General features: G+C 29.1%; 23 protein-coding genes. 15 read left to right on the forward strand and 8 right to left on the reverse strand.

The genetic code is table 11. From position 1 onward, the window contains the following. Positions 1-64 precede the first annotated feature (64 nt). Genes A7L45_RS07230 through A7L45_RS07240 form a run of 3 tightly spaced genes read right to left on the reverse strand, consistent with a single transcriptional unit; the run spans position 65 to position 2,278 of the window. A complete protein-coding gene (locus A7L45_RS07230; RefSeq protein WP_071612156.1) occupies positions 65-790 on the reverse strand; it encodes an ABC transporter permease in 726 nt (241 codons plus the stop codon). A 4-nt stretch (positions 791-794) separates the two neighbouring features. Beyond that, on the reverse strand, positions 795-1,550 hold the full coding sequence (locus A7L45_RS07235; protein ID WP_071612157.1) for an ABC transporter permease: 756 nt from the start codon (positions 1,548-1,550) through the stop codon (positions 795-797). Between the two features lie 2 nt (positions 1,551-1,552). Continuing rightward, on the reverse strand, positions 1,553-2,278 hold the full coding sequence (locus tag A7L45_RS07240) for an ABC transporter ATP-binding protein (RefSeq protein WP_071612158.1): 726 nt from the start codon (positions 2,276-2,278) through the stop codon (positions 1,553-1,555). Positions 2,279-2,429: 151 nt separating this feature from the next. Here A7L45_RS07240 and A7L45_RS07245 point away from each other — a divergent pair, with 151 nt between their 5' ends. Both A7L45_RS07245 and A7L45_RS07250 read left to right on the forward strand, forming a co-directional pair. After that, the gene (locus A7L45_RS07245; RefSeq protein WP_071612159.1) at positions 2,430-3,134 is read left to right on the forward strand and encodes a response regulator; all 705 of its coding nucleotides are present in this window, start codon (positions 2,430-2,432) and stop codon (positions 3,132-3,134) included. Positions 3,135-3,150: 16 nt separating this feature from the next. Continuing rightward, positions 3,151-4,560 carry a sensor histidine kinase gene (locus A7L45_RS07250; protein ID WP_071612160.1) on the forward strand — a complete coding sequence of 470 codons (1,410 nt, stop codon included), beginning with the start codon at positions 3,151-3,153 and terminating at the stop codon, positions 4,558-4,560. On the opposite strand, the gene A7L45_RS07255 is transcribed toward A7L45_RS07250, so the two are convergent. Next, positions 4,538-5,089, reverse strand: coding sequence for a TetR/AcrR family transcriptional regulator (locus A7L45_RS07255; protein ID WP_071612161.1), 552 nt, complete (start codon positions 5,087-5,089; stop codon positions 4,538-4,540). The genes A7L45_RS07250 and A7L45_RS07255 overlap by 23 nt on opposite strands. Before the next feature lie 10 nt (positions 5,090-5,099). Beyond that, positions 5,100-6,296, reverse strand: coding sequence for an MFS transporter (locus tag A7L45_RS07260; protein ID WP_071612162.1), 1,197 nt, complete (start codon positions 6,294-6,296; stop codon positions 5,100-5,102). 271 nt (positions 6,297-6,567) lie between these two features. On the opposite strand from A7L45_RS07260, the gene A7L45_RS07265 reads away from it, so the two are divergent. From A7L45_RS07265 to A7L45_RS07275, 3 genes are all read left to right on the forward strand, one after another. After that, complete coding sequence (locus A7L45_RS07265; RefSeq protein ID WP_071612163.1) at positions 6,568-6,753, forward strand: hypothetical protein; 186 nt, start codon at positions 6,568-6,570, stop codon at positions 6,751-6,753. Between the two features lie 235 nt (positions 6,754-6,988). Next, positions 6,989-7,303: a hypothetical protein gene (locus A7L45_RS07270; RefSeq protein ID WP_071612164.1), complete on the forward strand. Its 315-nt coding sequence runs from the start codon at positions 6,989-6,991 to the stop codon at positions 7,301-7,303. Between the two features lie 180 nt (positions 7,304-7,483). Next, entirely contained in the window at positions 7,484-7,951 is a 468-nt protein-coding gene (locus tag A7L45_RS07275) for a hypothetical protein (RefSeq protein WP_071612165.1), read from the forward strand. 54 nt (positions 7,952-8,005) lie between these two features. Here A7L45_RS07275 and A7L45_RS07280 read toward each other — a convergent pair whose 3' ends face one another. Further along, positions 8,006-8,833, reverse strand: coding sequence for a hypothetical protein (locus A7L45_RS07280; RefSeq protein WP_071612166.1), 828 nt, complete (start codon positions 8,831-8,833; stop codon positions 8,006-8,008). A gap of 366 nt (positions 8,834-9,199) precedes the next feature. On the opposite strand from A7L45_RS07280, the gene A7L45_RS07285 reads away from it, so the two are divergent. The 9 genes from A7L45_RS07285 (at position 9,200) to A7L45_RS23135 (ending at position 17,950) form a co-directional block, all read left to right on the forward strand. Beyond that, a complete protein-coding gene (locus A7L45_RS07285) occupies positions 9,200-9,826 on the forward strand; it encodes a class I SAM-dependent methyltransferase (protein WP_071612167.1) in 627 nt (208 codons plus the stop codon). A gap of 191 nt (positions 9,827-10,017) precedes the next feature. Continuing rightward, complete coding sequence (locus tag A7L45_RS07290) at positions 10,018-10,245, forward strand: helix-turn-helix transcriptional regulator (RefSeq protein WP_071612168.1); 228 nt, start codon at positions 10,018-10,020, stop codon at positions 10,243-10,245. Next, positions 10,226-10,930, forward strand: coding sequence for a DUF3169 family protein (locus A7L45_RS07295; RefSeq protein ID WP_071612169.1), 705 nt, complete (start codon positions 10,226-10,228; stop codon positions 10,928-10,930). Before A7L45_RS07290 ends, A7L45_RS07295 begins: the two co-directional genes overlap by 20 nt. Before the next feature lie 127 nt (positions 10,931-11,057). Continuing rightward, positions 11,058-11,504 (forward strand): MarR family winged helix-turn-helix transcriptional regulator, encoded by a 447-nt coding sequence (locus A7L45_RS07300; RefSeq protein WP_071612170.1) that lies wholly within the window; start codon positions 11,058-11,060, stop codon positions 11,502-11,504. A gap of 20 nt (positions 11,505-11,524) precedes the next feature. Then, on the forward strand, positions 11,525-12,322 hold the full coding sequence (locus A7L45_RS07305; protein ID WP_071612171.1) for a nitroreductase family protein: 798 nt from the start codon (positions 11,525-11,527) through the stop codon (positions 12,320-12,322). A gap of 300 nt (positions 12,323-12,622) precedes the next feature. After that, on the forward strand, positions 12,623-12,775 hold the full coding sequence (locus A7L45_RS23130) for a hypothetical protein (RefSeq protein WP_153882446.1): 153 nt from the start codon (positions 12,623-12,625) through the stop codon (positions 12,773-12,775). Between the two features lie 122 nt (positions 12,776-12,897). Next, positions 12,898-14,841 carry a sigma-54-dependent Fis family transcriptional regulator gene (locus A7L45_RS07310; RefSeq protein WP_309245252.1) on the forward strand — a complete coding sequence of 648 codons (1,944 nt, stop codon included), beginning with the start codon at positions 12,898-12,900 and terminating at the stop codon, positions 14,839-14,841. A gap of 234 nt (positions 14,842-15,075) precedes the next feature. After that, positions 15,076-17,697, forward strand: coding sequence for a bifunctional acetaldehyde-CoA/alcohol dehydrogenase (adhE, locus tag A7L45_RS07315; RefSeq protein WP_071612172.1), 2,622 nt, complete (start codon positions 15,076-15,078; stop codon positions 17,695-17,697). Between the two features lie 94 nt (positions 17,698-17,791). Beyond that, a complete protein-coding gene (locus A7L45_RS23135) occupies positions 17,792-17,950 on the forward strand; it encodes a hypothetical protein (protein WP_153882447.1) in 159 nt (52 codons plus the stop codon). Between the two features lie 387 nt (positions 17,951-18,337). On the opposite strand, the gene A7L45_RS07320 is transcribed toward A7L45_RS23135, so the two are convergent. Continuing rightward, positions 18,338-20,347 (reverse strand): methyl-accepting chemotaxis protein, encoded by a 2,010-nt coding sequence (locus tag A7L45_RS07320; RefSeq protein ID WP_071612173.1) that lies wholly within the window; start codon positions 20,345-20,347, stop codon positions 18,338-18,340. Positions 20,348-20,507: 160 nt separating this feature from the next. Then, positions 20,508-21,755 carry an HD-GYP domain-containing protein gene (locus A7L45_RS07325; RefSeq protein WP_224616725.1) on the reverse strand — a complete coding sequence of 416 codons (1,248 nt, stop codon included), beginning with the start codon at positions 21,753-21,755 and terminating at the stop codon, positions 20,508-20,510. 350 nt (positions 21,756-22,105) lie between these two features. Between A7L45_RS07325 and A7L45_RS07330 the strand changes: the two genes are divergently transcribed. Further along, complete coding sequence (locus A7L45_RS07330) at positions 22,106-22,774, forward strand: FadR/GntR family transcriptional regulator (protein WP_071612175.1); 669 nt, start codon at positions 22,106-22,108, stop codon at positions 22,772-22,774. Positions 22,775-22,806: the final 32 nt, after the last annotated feature.

Genomic DNA, 22,806 nt, shown 5'->3' on the forward strand with positions numbered 1-22,806 from the left:
CATTTTACGTGTAAATCGTTGCTTTATCCTTACTCAATATTTACAAAAAATGTTATGATTAAAATTAGTTGGAAGTTTCCTTCTTTCTAAATATTTTTAACTCGATAAATAATACAATAAAACAAACCAGTGGTACCAATATTAAAATTGAATTACTAAATTGGACTAGAACATTCTCTACACCAAAGAAAAATCCCTTATAGATATAACAAGCGGGTATAAATAAAGATGCCTTTGTGCCCTGTACTAAAAATGATAAAAAAGTGAACATTACTCCAAATCCAACAGGTAATATAAAATTTTTGAAGGTCATACTCAAAAGATGTTGAATACAGATCAAAGGGAATGTACATATTAGCCCTATAATTGGGCCTGTAAATACATAGGATTTTATAGGCTCATTGGGTATAAGTAAGGGTTTAAATACAGTGATTATAATAATGTAACAAACAACATTTAACAAAACTATAATTGAGGTTGTAATTATTTTACCAATAAACAACTTATTTAAATCTATTGGTGTTGTTTTTAAACAAATTATACTGTTATTTTTATATTCTATTCTCCACGAAAGAGATACTATTAAGCAGATAACTAAGGGCAATAGCAACCCACCGTACAAAATAGAACTTTGATTATAAAGAGCATCCCACATATTATCTACTTTTACTTTTCCAGTATAGACATTAATCAATCCAATTGCGACCATAACTAGCGGCATCATAAATGCAATGATTAATGCTTTTAAACTTCTGATTTTTAGCAACTCATTTTTAATAATCTTTAACATTAGTTTATACCTCCTTTATATCTTGATGCTTAAAATATGCTATTCCAATAGCTGTAAATAAAAGCATATAGATAATAGACCATAATATATCTTGATTTAGAAGATTTGGATCTGAAAAAGGTGTATTATGCATAAAGTGTAAATATGGATTGAATTTTATTATAGAAGGATTTCTTAAAAAAAGAAAAGATCCACATATAGCTACTACGTTAACAGTAATTAAAAGCCCTATATCTTTTATAATGCTAAATAAAAATATCTGTACACTTATAAACCCTAAAGAAGTTAGTATTTGTAATAGTACATATCGAGTCATTAGCTCTATATCCAGATTATTAGAAAGATTGTATATTTTCGCAAGGGCCACTAGTAAAAATGCTTCAACCACAATTACTAAAACAGTAAATAATAATACCATTATCCATTTAGCTAAATAGTAGTTTACTCTTTTTAATGGACTTACAAATAAATGAGTTAAACAATTATTCTTTAGATCAATGTAAAATATGGATATACTAATTAGTATGATAAATAACAGAAGTAGTAATGGCCATATTAATGCCAGATGATTTTCTATTATTAAAGCATAAAATCCATCATTAATAACTTTACTATATTTGGATAATACATAGCTTTTTCTGAAATATAAGTCCATATTAAGCATTAAACAAGAAATTACTATAGGTGCTAATAGCACATATATAATGAAACTATTTTTATATTTCATTAATTCTACCTTTATAGTTTTAGTTAAATTCATAATTACATATCTCCTGTCAAATTTATAAATATTTCTTCAAGATTAAGACACGATTTATGCTCACTTTTTAATTTAGATAATGATCCCTCATATAGAAGTTTGCCTTTGTTTATAATGCCAACATCATCTACTATAAGTTCCATTTCACTTAAAATATGTGAGCTAATAAATATGGTTTTATTATGATCTTTTGCAAGAGATATTAATAGATTCCTTATTTCTCTTATGCCCATTGGGTCTAATCCATTAGTTGGCTCATCTAAAATCAGAAAATCGGGATCGCCTATTAACGCCTGGGCTATTCCCAATCTTTGTTTCATGCCTAATGAAAAGTTATTTATTTTTTTATTCTTAGCTTCGGATAAATTTAGTAACTTTAGCACTTCAACTATTTTATTTGAATTTACTCCTTTAAGTTCTGCCCATATTTTCAAATTGTCATATGCGGATAAATGACCATAGTACGACGGAGATTCAACTATAGCGCCTATTCTTTTTAAAATTTTTATTCTGTTTTCTTGAATGTCATCGCCAAATAACTTTACAGTTCCACTTGTTGCTTTTATTAATCCAAGTATCATTCTTATTGTTGTAGATTTACCAGCTCCATTAGGACCTAAAAATCCGTAGATGGTCCCCTCTTTTACATTTAAGTTAATATTGTCTACCACCTTAATATTTTTATATTTTTTACTTAAGTTATCGATCTTTAAAACATATTTATCCATGAAAATTCCTCCCTTACAATTTGTTATAATATAACTATATAATACGCACCTTATCTCTAGTTAATTTAAACCTTAACTAAACCTTAAATATATTCTTGGGTTGATTTTAGAATTTTAAGAAGGTGTATTATATATAGGTGGGGGTGATACTTTGGACATAACTAATAATAAAATTCTTATAATTGATGACGAGGATGCATTATTAATTTTACTTACTGCAGTATTAAGGAAAGAAGGCTTTACTAATGTAAAATCAATAAATGATAGTGTGAATTCAATCCATTTGTGTAGAACATATAAACCTGATTTAATACTTTTAGATATAATGATGCCTAATTTAGATGGGTTTTCTGTTTTAAAAGAAATACGTAAATTTTGTATGTGCCCAATAATATTTTTATCAGCTAAATCAGAAGAAATAGATAAACTATTGGGACTTGGGATCGGTGGCGATGATTATGTAACTAAACCTTTTTCTCCTAAGGAAGTTGCCTTTAGAATTAAAGCGCACTTAAGAAGAATTGAACTTACTAAGCAATCATTTATGAAAGAAGATTATATCTTTGAGACTAAGGATTTCAAAGTTGATTTGAAAAAAGGCGAGATAGAAAAAGATGGTGAAATTTATTTATTAAGAGCAAAGGAGCTTAAATTACTAAAGTTCCTAATTCAAAATTCAAATATAATATTATCAAAAGAACAAATAGTTCAAGGGGTTTGGGAGGATACATTTACGGGTTATGACAATACAATTATGGTACATATAAGAAAGTTAAGAGAAAAGTTAGAGATATTGCCATCTAACCCTAAATATATAATTACAGTAAAAGGCGTAGGTTACAAATTTATTTTATAGAGAGGTATTGAATTAAATGAAACATGAAAAACCACAATTAACGAAGATATCCAATATTTTTATTAAAAGTTTATTAATACTACTTATTATACTTTTTATTTTTAATATGTTTTTAATTGCCAGCTTATTTAATCACGCTCGCTTTGAGTCAAATCCTTTAGGCTCTGCTGAAATATTGAACCAGTATATTGAATTAAATGGTTCTGTACCAGTTTTAAATGATAAAGGAAAGAAGATTGCCTCTAAAAATAATTTGTGGATTCAAATAGTAGACAATAATTTAAAAGAAATCTATGAATTTAATAAACCGGTAGATGTGATTACTAAATATACACCTATAGATTTTGTTCATGCGTATAAATATGATATTAAAAGCAGCACGGTTTTTATATGTGAAAAAAAATTTACTAAATCTAAGTACTCATATTTTATTGGATTTCCTACTAATGTAGTGGCCAAATATAATATTGAATATAACCCAACTAAAGTTAAAAGCTTTTTAACCAAAAATATAGTATATCTAATAGCTGCCAATATCGTAATTATTATTTGTTTTTCATATTTCTATTTTGCTAAAAAAATAGGTAATCCTTTACAAAATATCATTGATAATATAGATACTCTTGTAAAAGGAAATTATAGTACTGTCTTAAAAGAAAAAGGATTATATAAAAATATTTTTAGAAATCTAAACACTTTATCTGTTACGTTACTCGAAAACATAAAGGAAAAGGAATTATTAGATAAGTTAAGAGAAGATTGGATTTCTTCTATAGGACATGACATGAAAACTCCTTTATCTTCTATTAAAGGATTTTCAGAAATATTAATGGATAAAGACTATTCATTTTCTAAAAAAGAGGTAAAAGAATATACAACTATAATTTATGAAAAATCTTTATACATGGAATCTCTTATAAATGATTTGAATTTTAGTTATAAATTAAAAAATGATTGCATAGTACTAAAATTAGAAAAAACTAATATTGTTGAGTTTACGCAAAATATTATTAATGAATTGTTATTAAGCCCTGAGTTTATATCTAGACAAATAAATTTTAATAGTACGAGTCCTTATATATTATTAAATATTGATAATCACCTGATTAAAAGAGCCCTTTTCAATTTCATTATAAATTTTCTTACATATAATGATAGTAGTGTTAGAGTATCAGTAGATATAATAGGAAGTAATAATCTTATAAAGGTTGTTATTAAAGACAATGGAAAAGGAATACAGAAAGAAGATATTCCTTATATATTTCAAAGGTACTATAGGGGAACTAATACAACTACTAATTCTAAAGGTTCAGGATTAGGAATGGCTATTGCGAGTGACATAATTAAGCTTCACAATGGTTATAGCAATATCGAAAGCGAAATATCCGTGGGCACTACTCTAACTATATCTTTAAAATACCATTAAGTAATATTGTAATCGTCTCATTCATTGCATCTTTAATTGTCATATTATTTTTGCTTAAAAATTTGTAATCTAGAAATGTGTTACTAACACTCTCTAAGATGGAACTGATAAGATTTAGATTAATATCATTCCTTAAAACTCCGGATTCCATAGACTCTTTTAGTGTTGTTTCTATAAGTTTCAATTTGAAATCCTTTAGATCTTGGAGTTTATCCCATTCATCATAATAAAACTTATGTGCTTCATCTAGTATATTAATGGGAAGTTTATATTTATGATAAGAAAAAATTATTGAATTCAATTTATCTTCTAAAGAACCACCTTTTTTTATGGCCTCAATAGTGTAATTTTTATCACTTTCTATTATTTCTTTAAAATATTCAAATATAATATCATCTTTACTTTTAAAATGTTTATATATAGTTTTTTTACTCATTTTAAGTTCTGAAGCAATTTCATCCATAGTAAATTTTTTTAACCCATATGTCTGTATCTTTTGGGCAGCAATTTTCATTATTATTTCTTTCATTTTATCCTCACTATCCTAAATTTATTTTCTTAAAAGAGCCTCGATTAGTTTTTTTAACAGTAAATAGACCCATTATACATACCGCTATTATTAAAAATAGAGCAATGTTTTTGTAATTACTCCATAAGAGACCGGTGATAACCGAACCTACAAAAGATCCAATATATTGAAAACTATTTATTATTCCATTTGCCGCGCCTCTATAGCTATTTTCTGCAATATCATTAGCTGCAGAAGGTATTACCGTAGCTAGTAAAATATATCCTGTCATAAATAATATACTTCCTATCAATATAAAGTAAAATGATTGATTCTTAAAATAAAAACATATACCTATGGCACTTAAAATGAAGGCCAGCATAATTAAGTTTGAACTGGAGCCTTTTTCAACATATATAATAGATTTCTTCATAAATATTATAGCGATAATTACTGCAGGCATAAAAATTTTCCACATGCCACTAGTACCAGTGATTTTTTCAAGATATATGGGGACTATATAAAATACTGATACCATTATATAATTATTTAAAAATCCTGCTAAATTAAGTGCTAGAAATTTTTTATTTTTCAATAAAACTTTTATTCCTTCTCCTATCTTAATTTGATTTTCTGGTATTGCACAAGAACTTTCATCATGAGTGTCTTTTAAGAAAAACAATATGATAAACCATACTAAGGAAATTAAGAGCGCACATACTAGAAACATTTGCCTTACTGATATATAGTTATTAATCAAAGGCCCTAAAGCAAAGGCTGATGCTGCAAAAAAACCAACAATCATTCCTAAAATACTTAAAGCTCGAGGTCTTTTTTTATTATCAACACTACAAATAAGCCATGAATATCCAGAGGCAAGTATAGCTCCACTTCCCTGCAAAGCTCTAGCGAAAATAAGCATATATATACTTTTAGCAAAAAAGGCAATAACCAGACCTATTATTACCTGCAAAAGTCCTATTAAAATAACACGTTTATTTCCAATTTTATCACTCCATATGCCAAAAGGGATTTGGAAGATAGCTTGTGTTAGTCCGAAAATACCAAGGGCTACCCCAGCCAAAGTAGCATTACTGTAGCTTAAAGTTCTACTGTAGGTTGAAATAAAGGGCATAACTATGGTCATTGCCATTTGTCTAATTCCTAAAGCTAAACTTATCGTAATTAGAAATAATAATTCATTTCGAGTAAATATTTTATTATTCATACTAACACATCGCCTTTCAAATTGGAAACTATAAAAACTAAAATAGTTTCCTGATTGAAAGTATAGTTCAAATTTATAATATTGTCAATAAAGACTAATTATGGATAACACTGCTGTTGAGTTATTTACATTAGCTAAATATATCAAGAAAAATATAACTAAATTTCAAAATTATATAAAAATGTGTAAACGTTTAGAGGTTTTCGCATATATTTATAGAATAGTATCATCAGCCTATTCTTTTAAATAACTTAATAAGGAGATAATGTAAATGGGAAATCATATAAAAGTAGACAAAACGATAGCGGATACATTAAAGAAATTAGAGTTAAGCGTAAGTGAATATGAGCATTATGATGGAAAAATAAATAAGGAACCTGTAGAAAATAAAACAGGGATTGCCGTATATGATTATAGAGATATATTAAAAACTATGGAAAACAATTTAAAACAATAATAAAAAAATGAAATATAAAATACATTAGAAAATTGTTTTAAAGCTTCCACTTATAAAAGTTGGAAGCTTAAATTTTATACATGTACTTGTTTTATACTACTAGTAGTCTATCGTCATAAGATATCTCTCCAATAATATATTGGTAACATAATCAATCATTGATTAATAGTATATAATAGTTGTTAATTTTACTAGAGGTTAGAAAATATAATTGAAAGTAGGAGGGGTAGCGGGTATGAGTTTATTTGAGGACATAGGGAATAATGTTGTAGAAGATATTGAGTTTGTGGAAATCACAGACGAAGATAGAAATATTATAAGAAAAGCAAGGTTTATAATATTAGATACAGCAATTATATATAACGAGGAAGAGGACTTTTATTATACATTGGCTACATGCATTAATGAAAATAAAGAAATAGAAACTATAAGTATAGAGAGCTTTGGTATACAGGAAAATGTACTAGAGTTTAAGGGTGCATATATTGATTATGAGGAATATGAGCAAAATTCAAAAATAAATTACACTGGAAGAATATATTGTTTGTAATCCACTATATTTTTTTGCCGTTTTTTAGGTATGATGCTTAAATAGGTACAATATTATACATTTGATAATATTGTTTTTTATGGTAAACTTTAAGTAAGTGAAAAATAGATAGGAAATTTAAGGATATAAATTGTTGCAACTTGCCATGTGGGTGGCACTTTTTTATAAGGAGATTAAACCATGAAAACCAAAGCAATTGTTTTAAAACAAATATCGTTGCTCCTCGTGGCGTTAATTGGAGCTATTTTTATAAATGGTTGCGATTTAACAACAAAGCAACAAGTGAAAAGCGTTATTAGCAATATTAAAGAATCACCTGAAGTTATAGCTGTAAGAAAAACTCCTATTGAAAAGGGCGTAATACTAGGTGATCTTATTGATACTGGTATAACAGATACGGTTTGGGAAATATATGATCCAGCTGAAAATGGTAATAAATATGTCACCATTAGTGGAAATGTTCTTTATAATAAGAAACTTGTGGTAGTGAAAATTCAATATCAAATGTATGATGATGGGAAAATTAAATTTAAGGCCATGACTTATAATGATATTCCACAAGATGCTGCTAACACTGCTGCTAACACTGCTGCTATGTTTAGTTATCTTAAAAAAGAATATGAAGCCAAAGGCAAAATTGCAAAATAGTTTATAATGATACAGATGCCACTTGCCATGTGGGTGGCACCTAAAGGTTTCTTTTTATTTAGTATAAATACTTTGTTCATTATTATTAAGTGCAGTGTACCCCACAGTTATTGTGTTATTTGCATTCATTAAAATGTATATACTAGGAGTATCACTATTACCATATAAAATGGAGCCATAATTACCTTGTTCACCTGACATACTTGATGAATACCAATAAATTTTGTTTTTAACTTTATAAGTGATTTGCACGCCTGCGATATTTATAGTATTTTTATTATTGTTTTTGTCGATCCAAGTCCCACTTAAATTTGCTAAAACATTTGAATATGGACCATTGGTTTTCGAGAAGTTTAGAATATCTCCTTTTGATATATGATTTGTTCCATTTAGGTATTTAATAAGAGCTTTATCATCGTTAAGCCAAACTACTTCATATCCCTTATTTGCAAATGGCTTATACCCATTTGTTACCTTTATCTTATCATCTAACCTCATAAATATTTTATGTGCTGGTATATATATTATGCTAAACTCGGGCTCATCCTTTGTCTCCCTTATTATGAATGAATTTTGTGCATGGGTAAAATTAGATTGAAATTGTATGTTACTTATACTTTTATAAATCCCAAAGGTGTTCATTGTTATCAAAAGCAGTAAAATACCGAGATATGTCCATCTAACTTTTTCATTTTTAAAATATACTAATAATGCTAATGCTAGTATAATGTAATTCAAGATATTGTACATATAATCATGCACTAGGTATAATCCCTTACTTTTAATTGCATACTCAAAAAATGATCTTAGCAATATTAAAACAATTATAATAAATATTATTATAATTTGGTGCTTTCTTAACTTTTCTAAAATACTTTTCATATTTTCATCTCTTTTCGTAAATTATATAACCATACTATAAAAAACCTATTTGTGATTATATGTTACATTATACACTTACCGTAAATTTATACCAATGAAAAAGATTCAGATACCCCTACCATGTGGGTGGCACCTAAGATTGTCTATGTTAAACAGTTAAGAAATAGACAAATAATAACAAAAAAAAGTATTGTTTTTATCAAGTAATTATATTAAGCTTATGTGATTTATATTAAAAATTGTAATGTTAACAAAAATAGATTATAATATATTAACATACAATTGATTATCATTATCAGTATAAGTTTAAAGTTAATGGATGCCACGTGGGTGGCACCAAAAGAAAATTAAGAAAGGTGGAAAATTATGAGTGAAATTGCAAAAAGATTAAATCAATGTAGAAAGCCAACTGGTGATATAGGAAAAGCAATAGCAAAAGACATGAATATAGCACATTTTGAACTAACTAATTGGGGATTTGAGAAAATAAATATTAAAAAAAATGATGTTATATTAGATATAGGTTGCGGTGGAGGTAGAACAGTAAATAGAATGGCTTCAATAGCAACAGATGGCAAAACATTTGGTATAGATTATTCAACCGATTGTGTAAAATGGTCAAAAGATTATAATGAAAAATTTATAAAAGATGGTAGCGTAGAAATTCTTCATGCAAGTGTAGAAAAAATTCCATTTGAAAATAATAAATTTGATGTTATAACCGCAGTAGAAACTATTTACTTCTGGCCTAATCTTATTGAAAATTTTAAAGAGGTAAAAAGAGTTTTAAAAACATCAGGTAAACTTATTATAATATGTGAAATGTATTCTAGTGAAAGATTTAAAGAAAGAAATGATGAATTCGTTGCAATATCTGATATGGAAATACATACGCCTGAAGAATTGAGACTAATATTAGAAAAAGCAGGGTACAATAATATAAAAATAGATTTAATGGAAGATAGAAATTGGTTATGCTGTGTATGTGAATAGTAGAGTCATTAATTAGGATATTAGAAAAGCGGGTGTGATAATTCACATCCGTTTTTCTATTGAATTATAACTTAAAGTATAATGACAATTATAATTATAAATATGACAAATATTATTATAATAATGACAACTATAATTGACAAAACTTCAGAAATAGATTATAGTAATAATATAAGGAAGGAGGATTCGTTATGGAATTAAGAAACAGAGTAAAAGAGCTAAGGGCAAGATATAACCTTAGCCAAGGAGACCTTGGAAAACTAGCAGATGCGTCAAGACAAACCATAAGTCTTATAGAAAGAGGAGATTATTCCCCATCTATATTGCTGGTTTTAAAAATAGCAAAAATACTAAAAGTTAGTGTTGAAGATATATTTTATTTAGAGGGGGTAGATGAAAATGAAGATAAAAAGGTATAAAAAGTTTATAATAGTAATGTTAATATCCGGGCTTATAGGTGGAATGTTAGGTGGATTTTCTGAAAAAATATCAAAATTAGACTTGTCTTTTGGTGGAAATATGAGTAATTTAATTTCCAAAGTTTTATTTGTAATAAGTATAATCATTATAATATATTTAATAATAAATACAATTTATATAAAATCAAACTATATGAAAGTGGACTTAGACAATGTACCTAAAGTCATTAGTAGAAAGGTATCTAATGTTATTCTACTTTCTACTGTACTATCAATAATAGGTTTAATAGGGTATGCAGTAGTTATAAATAAGAGTTTTGATAAGGGTTCATTCTATTTAATTATAGTTCCTACAATTATTCTAATTATAGCGGCGTTTGTACTAATGACCACTATGAAATATTCTAATTATTTAAATCCAAATAGAAAAATGTATTTATATGAAAATGAAGCAGAAAAGAAACACTTTGATAAGTTAGACGATGGAGAGAAATGGGTGATTTATAATTGTAGTTATACAACATTTAATAAAATGCAAAAGGTATATGCTGCTATTCTTGTACTAATTATGGTGTTATCAATGTTTATAAATGTTCCAATTGTAGCATGTATAATGATTGGATCAATATGGATAATCCAGAATTTAATATACTCGTTTGAAGCAAGAAAATATGAAAAGATGTAGCTGAAAAATGGAAGTTTTCTAGTAAAATAGGACGCAACTTGCCACGTGTGTGGCACCAATAAACTTGACATAAATTCAACTTCACTATATTATATGTATATACATATATAGTACTGGAGTTGAATTTATGTGTAGCCTAATTTCATATGATAACAAATATTCGAAAAGTTGTACTTGTGGGAACTTAAGAAAAACCACTCGTACAATAACTCAATTTTATGACAAAATGCTTCAACCAACTGGACTTCGGAGTACTCAATGTTTGTTACTTATGGATATTTATTACAATCAAAATATTTCTGTTACGAATCTTAGTAATATTTTACTAATGGACCAAAGTACTGTAACAAGAAATGTTGAGTTACTTAGAAAGAATGGTTATATTGACATTAAGAAAGAAGAGCAGGACTCTAGAAAAAAGTGCATAACTATAACTGATAAGGGATTAAAAACTCTTGATTTGTCTGTACCAATATTTGCGAGCGCACAAAGCACAATTGAAGATGGTATTGGTAAAGAAAGAATAAAAGAGTTATTAAAAACATTAAAGGATATTGAAAAATTAGTGAAATAAATTTAGAGGGGATGAGCAAAATGGATCTTATAACTGTAAATGAAGAAAAATGTATTAAATGCGGACAATGTATTAAGGAATGCCCATCATTTGTTTTGAAAATGGGAGAAAAGGGCCCAGAAGAAGTAGCAAATACTAGTTGTATTGCCTGTGGACATTGTGTTGCTGTATGCCCAACTGAAGCTATAGATAATAAAAAAACACCACTTAAAGAGCAAATTGATTCAAAAGATTTTCCTAAATTAAATGCAGAGCAAGCTGAGCATTTTCTAAGGGCGCGTCGTTCTATAAGAAGTTACAAAGACAAATCTGTATCAAGAGAAGAATTAACAAAATTAGTTGATATTGCAAGGCTCGCTCCGACTGGAAGCAATAGTCAAGGTATATCATTTGTTGTAGTTGAGGACAGAAAAGTAGTTGAAAAAGCTGTCGAACTTACTATTCGAATGATAGAAAAATCTCCATTAAAAGATGGATTAAAAGGATTAATTAGGTTGTACAGGGAAGACGGAGTTGATGGAATTTTGCGTGGTGCTCCAAACTTAATTATGACTACTGCTGACAAAGGGTTTTCAAACGCTAGGGCTAATTCTATTTCTTCTTTGACTTATCTAGAATTATTTGCTCCTTCACTAGGAATTGGAACTTGTTGGGCAGGTTATTTTGAATACTGTGCAGGCATTAAGGGCTCACCGATGCTTAAATTGTTTAATATACCAGAAGGAAAAACGATAACAGCTGCTGTTATGGTTGGATATCCTAAGTATACATATAAGAAGTTAGTGGATAGAAATCCATTAGAGGTAACTTATATCTAATATTATAAAAATCGAGTAGCCAGTCTAATATAGCTGTCTACTCGATTTTTTTATTTTCTTTAAAAAATTTTGCAATAAAGTAGACTAAAAATAATTAAATATTTGACAAAAATGTATAAAAAATATATGATTGTCTATAATTTATGCTAATAAAAAAATAGTTTTTTAAAAAGATTGACATAATAGTTATAATATAGTTATATTATAAGATAAAGATTTACATAAATTTAAATATTATGAATATTAACAAATGATTTAGTCTAGTATAAGATACTGCCATTATATAAAAGGTGAGGTTAAATGTATATGAAAAAATTAAAAATAATAGTTGCAATAGATAAAAGTGAATTAATTAAAAGTAATAAAAGGATAATTGCTTGTGGTAAGAACTTCGGAAATGTTTTGGGTTCATCATTTGGTATTAAAAGCGTTGGCGTAAGAATAGGTAAATAATTAATATATCTTCAATATCTTCAATATCTTCAATAAATCAAAAAGTTTTGTTAACTTGTCGATAATCACAGTATATAGCTTTAAAAAGTAATATACTTGTACTATGCGAGGGGGTATTAAAATTGGAGATTGAAATCGGGAAAGAAATTTTAACACCAGAAGTTTTAAAAAATCAATTAGATGTAATTAAAAGATCCCATGCGCGATCAGTAGAGTATGGCATTGAAAAAGGAACAATATTTCCTCGAAAAATGCTAAAACTAGAAGGACGAAAAGATAATATTAGTAAAAATAGAAAGCTTTTAAATGCAGCTTCTAGGTTTATGGTAACCTTATATGAATTTCTAAAGGGATCAGGTTTCTTTATAGTTTTACTTGATAATGAATGTCGCATTCTAAAAATAATAGGCGATGAAGATGTAGTAGAGGAAGCATTAAGTTTAAATATGGTAGTTGGCGCTTATATGTCAGAAAGTAGTATAGGAACAACTGCAATGGGTATTGCTATAAAGGAACAAAATCCTATTCAAATTTCTGAAAAAGAACATTTTATTGCAGCATATCAAAGATGGACTTGCTCTGCAGCACCAATTCATGATGTAGATGGAACTATAATTGGATTACTTAATTTAACTGGTGGTAGGGAAAAAGTTCAAAAACATACCTTGGGCCTTATAGTTTCGGCTGTGAAATGCATTGAAAATCAAATAAATGTTGAATATATAAATAATAGACTGCTAGAAACTTATCGATATATGAATACAGTAGTGGATTCTATTTATTTGGGCATTTATGTTATAAATAAAGAGGGGATTTTAAAAACCATTAATAAAGAAGCTTGTAGTATTTTACGTATTAAAGAAGAAGATATAATTGGTAAAAAAGTAGATACTATCCTGCCAGATTGGATAAATATATTTGAAAAGATTATAAAAGGAAATGTTTATAATAATATAGAGGTAACTCTAAGCAATGAAACTACAAAAACTAGATACAATGTATCTGCAAATCCAATAGAAATTGATAACGAAGTTAAAGGCTTGGTTGTTGTGTTTACTGCAATAAAAAAGGTAATTAAATCTGTGAATAAATATAGTAGTGGTAGAGCAATTTACAATTTTGAGGATATTGTTGGTGATAGCCTAGAAATTAAAAAAGTAATAGAATATGCAAAAATAATAAGTTCTTCCCCATCTACTGTTCTTATTCAAGGTGAAAGCGGAACTGGGAAAGAACTTTTGGCTCAATCTATACATAATTACGGAGATAGAAGCAATAAAACATTTATAGCTATTAATTGCGGAGCTATCTCTAAAAATCTTATAGAAAGTGAATTATTTGGTTATGAGGAGGGTTCTTTTACAGGAGCTAGAAGGGGAGGCTGTGCAGGTAAGTTTGAACTTTCAAGTGGTGGAACGCTTTTCTTAGATGAGATAGGTGAGATGCCGCTTGATATGCAAGTTAATCTTTTAAGGGTTCTGCAAGAAGGTTATATAACTAGAGTCGGAGGAGATAAAATAATTCCTGTGGATGTAAGAATTATAGCTGCAACATATAAGGATTTAAAAAAAGAAGTTGAAAAAGGAAGATTTAGAGAGGACTTATACTATAGGTTAAGCGTTATTCCAATAAAAATCCCATCACTTATAGAAAGAAAAGGAGATTTACCGATTCTTATTGATCATCTTTTGAAGATAAAAGCCAATAAATTAAACAAGAAACTTACAATTATGAGCGCAGGTATATATGAAAAAATGTTAAATTATAATTGGCCAGGAAACATAAGGGAATTAGAAAATTGCATTGAAAATATAGTGAATTTGAATGGTGAAAGTACAATGGTTTTTGGTGATGATGAAAAAAACAAATCTATAAATAATGACTGTTTAAATAAAGTATTAAGTTTAGAAAATAAAAAGATTTATACCTTAGCAGAACTCGAAAAGAATGAAATAATAAAAGCAATGGATCAAAATGAGTGTAATATGACCAAAACAGCAAAAGATTTAGGAATAACTAGAGCAACTTTGTATTCTAAAATAAAAAGGTACAATATAACTAGATGAAGTCCAAATAACATAACCATACTAAATAATGGAGTGTATTAAAATTATACAATGTTTAAAATTCATACACTAAAATAAGGGGAATAGTATAAAGAATATACAACACCACCTAAGTAAATTTGATTATGCCAATGAAAACGTTATATATAAATAGTTGGCATGATTTTTGCTCTATATAAGTTTATAGTTGAGTAAAATATTTAAAGCAACTAAATTTACGAATGAGGTGGTCTTATGAAAGTGGTAAATAATGAAGTTCCGGAGAAGACAACTACCCAAAGGGTTACAAATGCGCAGGAATTAGATATAAGAATGGCTCAGGTTAGAGCAGCGCAAAAGGAGTATTCAACTTTCACACAAGAACAGGTAGACCAAATATTTAAAGCCGCATCTATGGCAGCAAATGACCAAAGAATTCCACTAGCCAAAATAGCTGTTGAAGAAACAGGAATGGGACTTGTAGAAGATAAAGTTATAAAAAATCATTTTGCTTCTGAATATATATATAATTGTTATAAAGATTCACAAACTGTTGGAGTTTTCGAAAATGATGAAGCCGGTGGTATATCTAAAATTTATGAACCAATTGGAGTACTAGCTGCAGTTGTACCAACTACAAATCCAACATCTACAGGAATATTCAAAGCCCTTATAGCTTTAAAAACCAGAAATGGAATCGTTTTCTCTCCGCATCCAGGAGCTAAAAAATGTACCATTGCAGCAATTAAAGTAGTTAGGGATGCAGCAGTAGCAGCAGGTGCACCAAAAGATATAATTGCATGGGTAGACGAGCCTTCCATAGAACTTTCAGGGCTTGTTATGAAATCAGCAGATTTAATACTTGCAACGGGTGGGCCAGGAATGGTTCAAGCTGCTTATTCATCAGGAAAACCAGCTGTTGGCGTTGGCTCAGGAAATACACCAGCAATTATTGATGACACAGCTGATATTAAAATGGCTGTAAGTTCAATTTTACTTTCTAAGAATTTTGATTATGGAACAATATGCGCGTCTGAGCAGACTGTAATCGTTATGGAGAGTATTTATGATGAAGTTAGAAAAGAATTTATTAAAAGAGGAGCTTATTTTCTTACACCAGATGAAACAGAAAAAATAAGAAAAGTAATATTAGTTGATGGTAGATTAAATCCGAAGCAGGTAGGTAGATCGGCTTCAACAATAGCTTTCCTTGGAGGAATTAAACTTCCTGAAGAAACAAAAGTTCTTATAGGTGAAATTGAATCCGTAGAACTTGAAGAAGAATTTTCACATGAAAAATTATCTACGGTACTTGGTATGTATAAGGTTAAAACTTTTGAGGAAGCACTAGCTAAAGCGGAAAGACTTGTTGTACTTGGAGGCTATGGTCACAGCAGCGTATTATGGACTCATAGAACTAAGTCTAAAGATAGAATAGCCAAGTTTAGTTCACTTATGAGAACAGGAAGAATTATGATTAACATGCCATCCTCTCAAGGTGGAATAGGTGATATATTCAACTTTAAGACTACTCCTTCATTAACACTTGGTTGTGGATCATGGGGTGGGAATTCTGTTTCAGAAAATGTTGGAATTAAACAGCTATTGAATATTAAGAATTTAGCGCAGAGGAGAGAAAATATGCTTTGGTTTAAAGTTCCATCAAGAGTTTATTTTAAATATGGTTGCATTGAGAAAGCGATTCAAGAATTAAAGGTATTAGGCAAAAAGAAAGTATTTATAGTGACTGATCAGATTCTTGTTGATCTTGGAATTGTGCATAGAGCCACAAAAGTTTTAACAGAACTTGGAATAGAGTTTAAGGTGTTCTCAGATGTGTTACCAGATCCAACCCTTGCTACAGCAAGAGCAGGTGTTGAACAATTAAATGGATTTAAACCAGATACAATTATGTCAATTGGTGGAGGATCACCAATTGATGCAGCTAAAATCATGTGGGTATTATATGAACACCCAGAAGTCAAATTTGAAGATTTAGCTATGAGATTTATGGACATTAGAAAAAGAGTTTATACATTCCCTGTACTGGGCTCAAAATGTTATATGGTTGCAGTGCCAACTACAGCAGGTACTGGATCAGAAGTCACTCCATTTGCAGTAATTACTGATGAAAAAACAGGAGCTAAATATCCTTTAGCTGATTATGAATTACTTCCCAATATGGCTATAATAGATGCAGAGCTTATGACGAATATGCCAAGAGGATTAACTGCAGCTTCAGGTATAGATGCTTTAACTCATGGGTTAGAATCTTATGTATCAGTTATGGCTTCACCATTTAGTGATGGATTAGCACTAGAAGCTATAAAAGAAATATTTAAGAATTTACCACTTGCATATAATGAAGGTCAAACAAACATAAAAGCAAGAGAAGGAATGGCTCATGCTTCAGCAATGGCTGGTATGGCGTTTGGTAATGCATTTCTAGGAGTTTGTCATTCAATGGCACATAAATTAGGATCAAAACATCATGTACCACATGGCGTCGCTAATGCATTATTAATTAATGAAGTTATAAAATATAATGCTGTAGATAACCCAAGAAAACAAGGTACTTTCCCACAATATGAATATCCGAATGCTAAGAGAAAATATGCAATGGTTTCAGAAGCGCTAAACTTAGGCGGAAGCACGGATGACGAAAAGGTAGACTTACTAATTAAAGCTATTCAAGTATTAAAAGATCAAGTTAACATTCCTAAATCAATAAGTGCAGCAGGGGTTAAAAAGGAAGATTTTTATGCAACACTCGATGAAATGTGTGAACTAGCGTTTGATGATCAGTGTACAGGTGCTAATCCAAGATACCCATTAATTAAAGAAATTAAGGCAATGTATATTAAAGTGTTTGAATAAAATATTAATCAATAAAAGAAAAATTTAAAGTAGATATTTAAGAGTTATATCATATGAAAAGATAACATTGTACCTGAGAGGATGGCGTATATGAATGAATGTTTATATAGAAAATATGTCAAATGAGCAAATGAAAGACAAATTCATGGAAGTCAAAATTGAAAACCTTATAAGGCTTGATGCTGAAAAACAACTTGAAAAACAACTTAAAAGGATCAAAACAATGCCGAAAGTTGCAGAAGTTCCATTATAGGAGCTTAAAATATATATAATACTATATCATAGCAGCTAATTTATAGGTATAACTATAAATTGGCTGCTTAATTAATATTTTCTCTTAATAATTATTTTTGCTGCCACTCGTTTATCCGGTGGTGTTTTTGGGTTTATATCCATCCAATACAGCCTTAGAGTTATTTATTAGGGTATTTAAAAAAAATAAAGGAAGAACGTCTACTCTTAATCTCCGCTACAATAAAAACAACTAAAGGTATTATAACTTCATGTTATGTTCAAAAATACAGTGAAGAATTAATAAGTCTAAATCCTTAAATAATATCTTCAAGGATTTAGACTTATTATGTTGAAAAATTTATTCTAATTATAACAACAATTTTATGTTGGATTTAATTACACAAGTTTATAACTTAAATTGTGAGATTTCTAATTCTAAGACATCCACGAGAGTTTTCATATTTTCTGCAGTATTACTAAATTCATTCATGGTTGCTGTTATTTCTTCTGTTGTTGCGGAAACTTCCTCTGTACTTGCACAAGACTCTTCACTTACCGCAGCAATGCTTTGCATTTTATCAACTATGTCATCCTTTTGAATGTTAGTTTCTGCTATAGAAGAAGAAATTTCATCTGCTCCGACTTTAAGATTGCTTATAGACTCGGAAATCTTATTAAATATTGATTTAGTTTCTATTACTGCATTTGTCTGATTCTCTACTACATCTTTAGAAGCTTCCATTGTCAAAACTGCTTGTACTGATTTTTCTTTAACCTTTAAAATCAATTCTTGAATTTGCTTTGTGGAAGCTGCAGACTGCTCTGCTAGTTTTCTTATTTCATCTGCGACCACTGAGAAACCTTTGCCAGCTTCTCCTGCCCTAGCTGCTTCTATAGCAGCATTTAAAGCTAAAAGATTAGTTTGTGATGCAATACTATTTATAGTTTCAGTTATAGCTCCAATATTTTCACTTACTGTATTCATTTCCTCAATAACAACTGTAACCTTTTGAGCTGAGGCATTTGCTTCTTCGGTTTTCTCTATAAGTATATTCACCACATTTAAGCCGTTTTCACTTAAGTCGTTAGTCTTTTTAGATACCGTATCTATCTTAATAGCTAATGTTTTTATATTGTCAATACTATTACCTAGTTTTCGAACAGAGTCTGCACCAGTGGCAATATCTTGAGCTTGATCTGAGCTACCATTTGCAACTTGATCAATAGTTAAGGATACTTCCTCTACTGCCACTGCAGTTTCACTAGACATCTTATTTATTTCTTCAGATGATGTTGAAATAGTATCAGCCGTATCTTTAACCTTCTTAATAAGATTAGATATATTAGTAATCATAATATTAAAATGGTTTCCTAATTCACCAAATTCATCTTTAGATTTTATATCTACATGTACTGATAAATCACCCTCAGAAGCCTTGCTAAATATATGCTCCAATTTATCAAGCTTTGCGGTTATGGACTTACTTAATATTATGGACACAAATATGGCTATTATACCTAATATTAGGATAATTAGAAGGGTAATATTTTTTAAAACATTTGTATCATTTAATAATTCAGTCGTAGGCATATACGCTATAATTTTCCAGCCTGTTAATGCATTAGTTGTATAAACGCAATAATTATTTATTCCTTTGTAAATAAGGTTTTCTACACCTTCTTTATTTACTTTAACATTATTCCAATAAGATAACGACTTTACTTCATTCCCTCCGAGTAAAGTTTTATCAGGATTAGCAATCATTACTCCTTGTGTGCTTATCACAGAGGCATACCCATTATTACCTATTTTAATTGAAGATAGGCTATTTGCCATAGAGGTTAGATTAATATCTGTAGAAACTACACCTATTACTTGTCCGTTTTGTTCTACGGCTTTTGCAATTGAAAACATCATTAGTCCATTACTAGCACCTCTATAAGGTTCTGTGAAAATTACTTTCCCTTTATTTGCTACCGCTTCGGTATACCATGGCCTAGTGGTTGGGTCATACCCTTTAGAAAGTTTATGAAAAGGATATTCCAGCATATTTTTATTAGAACTTGCAAAATACACATTAATTAAGTCTTTTCTACTGTCCTTAACAGATTGTAATGCCCCTAAAGCATAAGGTTTAAATTCAGGGTGTTGTTGCAATGATTTTAAATCAATATTGGCGGCTAACATATCCACATACCCCTGTATGCCAACTAAATAGTTAGTAATTCCTCTGTTAACTTCTACCAATGTTTGCGCAGAAGTTAATTTAACTTTAGATTCTAAAATAGCGTGAGATTTATTGTAAGTAATTATTCCGAGTAAACTTATGGGTGCTAAACATAGAATGACGAGTACTACTAATAATCTAACCTTTAAACTTCTTAAGTTAATCCGTTTTCTTTTAATATTCTTCATATGTGTCCTCCTCTTTTGTTATTCGACATTTTTTCCTTTTTAAAAGTATATTTTACCACTAATAGTTTCCAATATTCAAGATTTATTTGTTTTAATTTTGAAAAATATCCAGTAGTGCTAAAATAAACAATTTTCTATAATATATGTATAATAAAATGATTTATATATTGCGTTTATTCTCATGGATTATTGATGAAAACCGTGTTTCATAAAAATTTAATGCTTTTGATTGTTTTATTTTTACTTGTGTATTTATAACATCATAGTTATCGAATAGTAATTCAACAATACGTTTATCCAATAAATATTTATTTGCTTGCTTTTTTATAACTGTATAAATTTCATTTTTATCCATACCTTTTCTATAAGGTCTATCTTCGGATATGGCTGTAAATATATCTGCAACAGCCATTATTCTAGAACCGGTACCAATTTCTTCACTAGTAAGATGAAATGGGTATCCACTACCATCTAATTTTTCATGATGATAAGCTGCCCACTCAGCTATTCGTTGCAAACCACCAATAGAATTTAACGTTCTAAATGTATGATAAGTATGACACCTTATAATTGCAAATTCATCAACTGTTAATTTGCCTGGCTTCTCAAGAATACTGTTTGGTATTATTAATTTACCTATATCATGAAAATTCCCTGCTATCCTCATTGACTTTACATCTAATTCTGCAAGTCCAAACAATTCAGATAATTTTACTGCACATTCTGATACACCAGATGTATGAGTAGCCGTAAATCTAGATTTAAAATCTATTAGATCACGATATAAATTTGATATTAATGATATATCTTCTAGTTCTATTTGCATGGTTTTAAACTGCCCGTTGATTAATAACAATGAATATAAATTAGGAGAAGTTAAATCTAACCAAAATTCCTCTCTTTTAGATAAATCAAGAAAATAAGTTACTATGTTCTTATGTATAACTGTACCTGATAATTTTTTTATTGTTGTTACTATATCGTTAACCTGGTGTAAGATATATTTATTCCTATTTATTAATCTCTCAACATAATCAGATAACAAAATGATTTGAGAAGAAAAAATTACTGGGTTTTCTATATCATCATCCCAATCATTCCAATTCCTATGATGGTTTCTTACTATCTTTGAAATTTTTCTTAACCATGGTATTTGTTCTAATAATAATTCCCCTCTTATAGTATGAATATTTTCATCTATTTCCTTAAAATTATGAATAGCTATTTTTTCTTCTACAGATACTGCACCAATATCATGTAATAATGCAGCAGTAAAAATATTTTCTGTAATTTCGGATCCTAAATTGGCTGTTTTTGATAACTCAAGTGCAATAAATGCTGTTCTATGTTGATGTTGGGCAACCAAGGGATTTGCTAAATCGGCTACTTCTGATAAAGATAATAGCAAATTACCTAAGTTTACGGCTAATTGACTCTTAATAAAATCATCTCCTTGATTTTGAAACTATTATAGTATCGTTGTCTCATTATTTATCATAAATTCATTAGTGTTCCAATTAATATTACAAGAAAAGCAGAATTTGGTCAATTGGTTATATCTTAAAATACTGCAAGAGTTTAGTGATGATTTGGAGGCAATAAGTGTATCTATCAAAGAAGTAGATTCTATTATTACAATGAATTAGTGTTTATATAGATAACACATGATATAATACTATTAATGTAAAATAAAATAATAATGCATTTATTATTAGATATTGATAAATTCAAATTAATGATATATAGGAGAATTAAGAGATGAAGGATACAAGAACTAGTGATAGAGTTTTTAATGTAATACAAGAAAAAATTATTAGTGGAGAATATAAACCAGGAATGAAAATTATGTCGGAACTTAAACTTGCTGAGGAGTTGCAAGTAAGTAGAGTATCTGTTAGAGAAGCTATAGAAAAAATGTCAGCAGTTAATATTGTCAGTAAAAGGAGAGGTGGAGGTACCTTTGTTAATGATTTAAAGCCATCTGTTTATTTAAATAGTTTAATACCTATGATTACCCTAGGGCAGGACAATTACAATGACATATTAGAGTTTAGATTAATCATAGAGTCAGAAGCATCAGGGCTTTGCGCCCAGAGATGTAGCGATGATTTAGTAAATGAAATAGAGGAATGTTATAACAATATGATAAAGTATCAAGATGATTTTGAAAAATTTACTGAAGAAGATTTAAATTTTCATATGAAAATTGTGGAAGGAAGCAATAGTCCCTTGATTATAAAAGTAAACGAAATATTGAAGAATCTTTTAAGGGCCCATCAAAAGCTATTGTACAATAACTTAGGACCTTCTGGAGGGCTTAGTGAGCATAAACTCATATTAGAGGCTATAAAAAATAGAGATTCGCAGCTTGCAAAGTTATTTGCAAAAAGACATATAGAACGAACAATAAGAGACATAAAAAAATAGATATTAATAAAAAATGTTAATATAATATTTGC

Source organism: Clostridium estertheticum subsp. estertheticum, assembly GCF_001877035.1.
GTDB lineage: Bacteria > Bacillota > Clostridia > Clostridiales > Clostridiaceae > Clostridium_AD > Clostridium_AD estertheticum.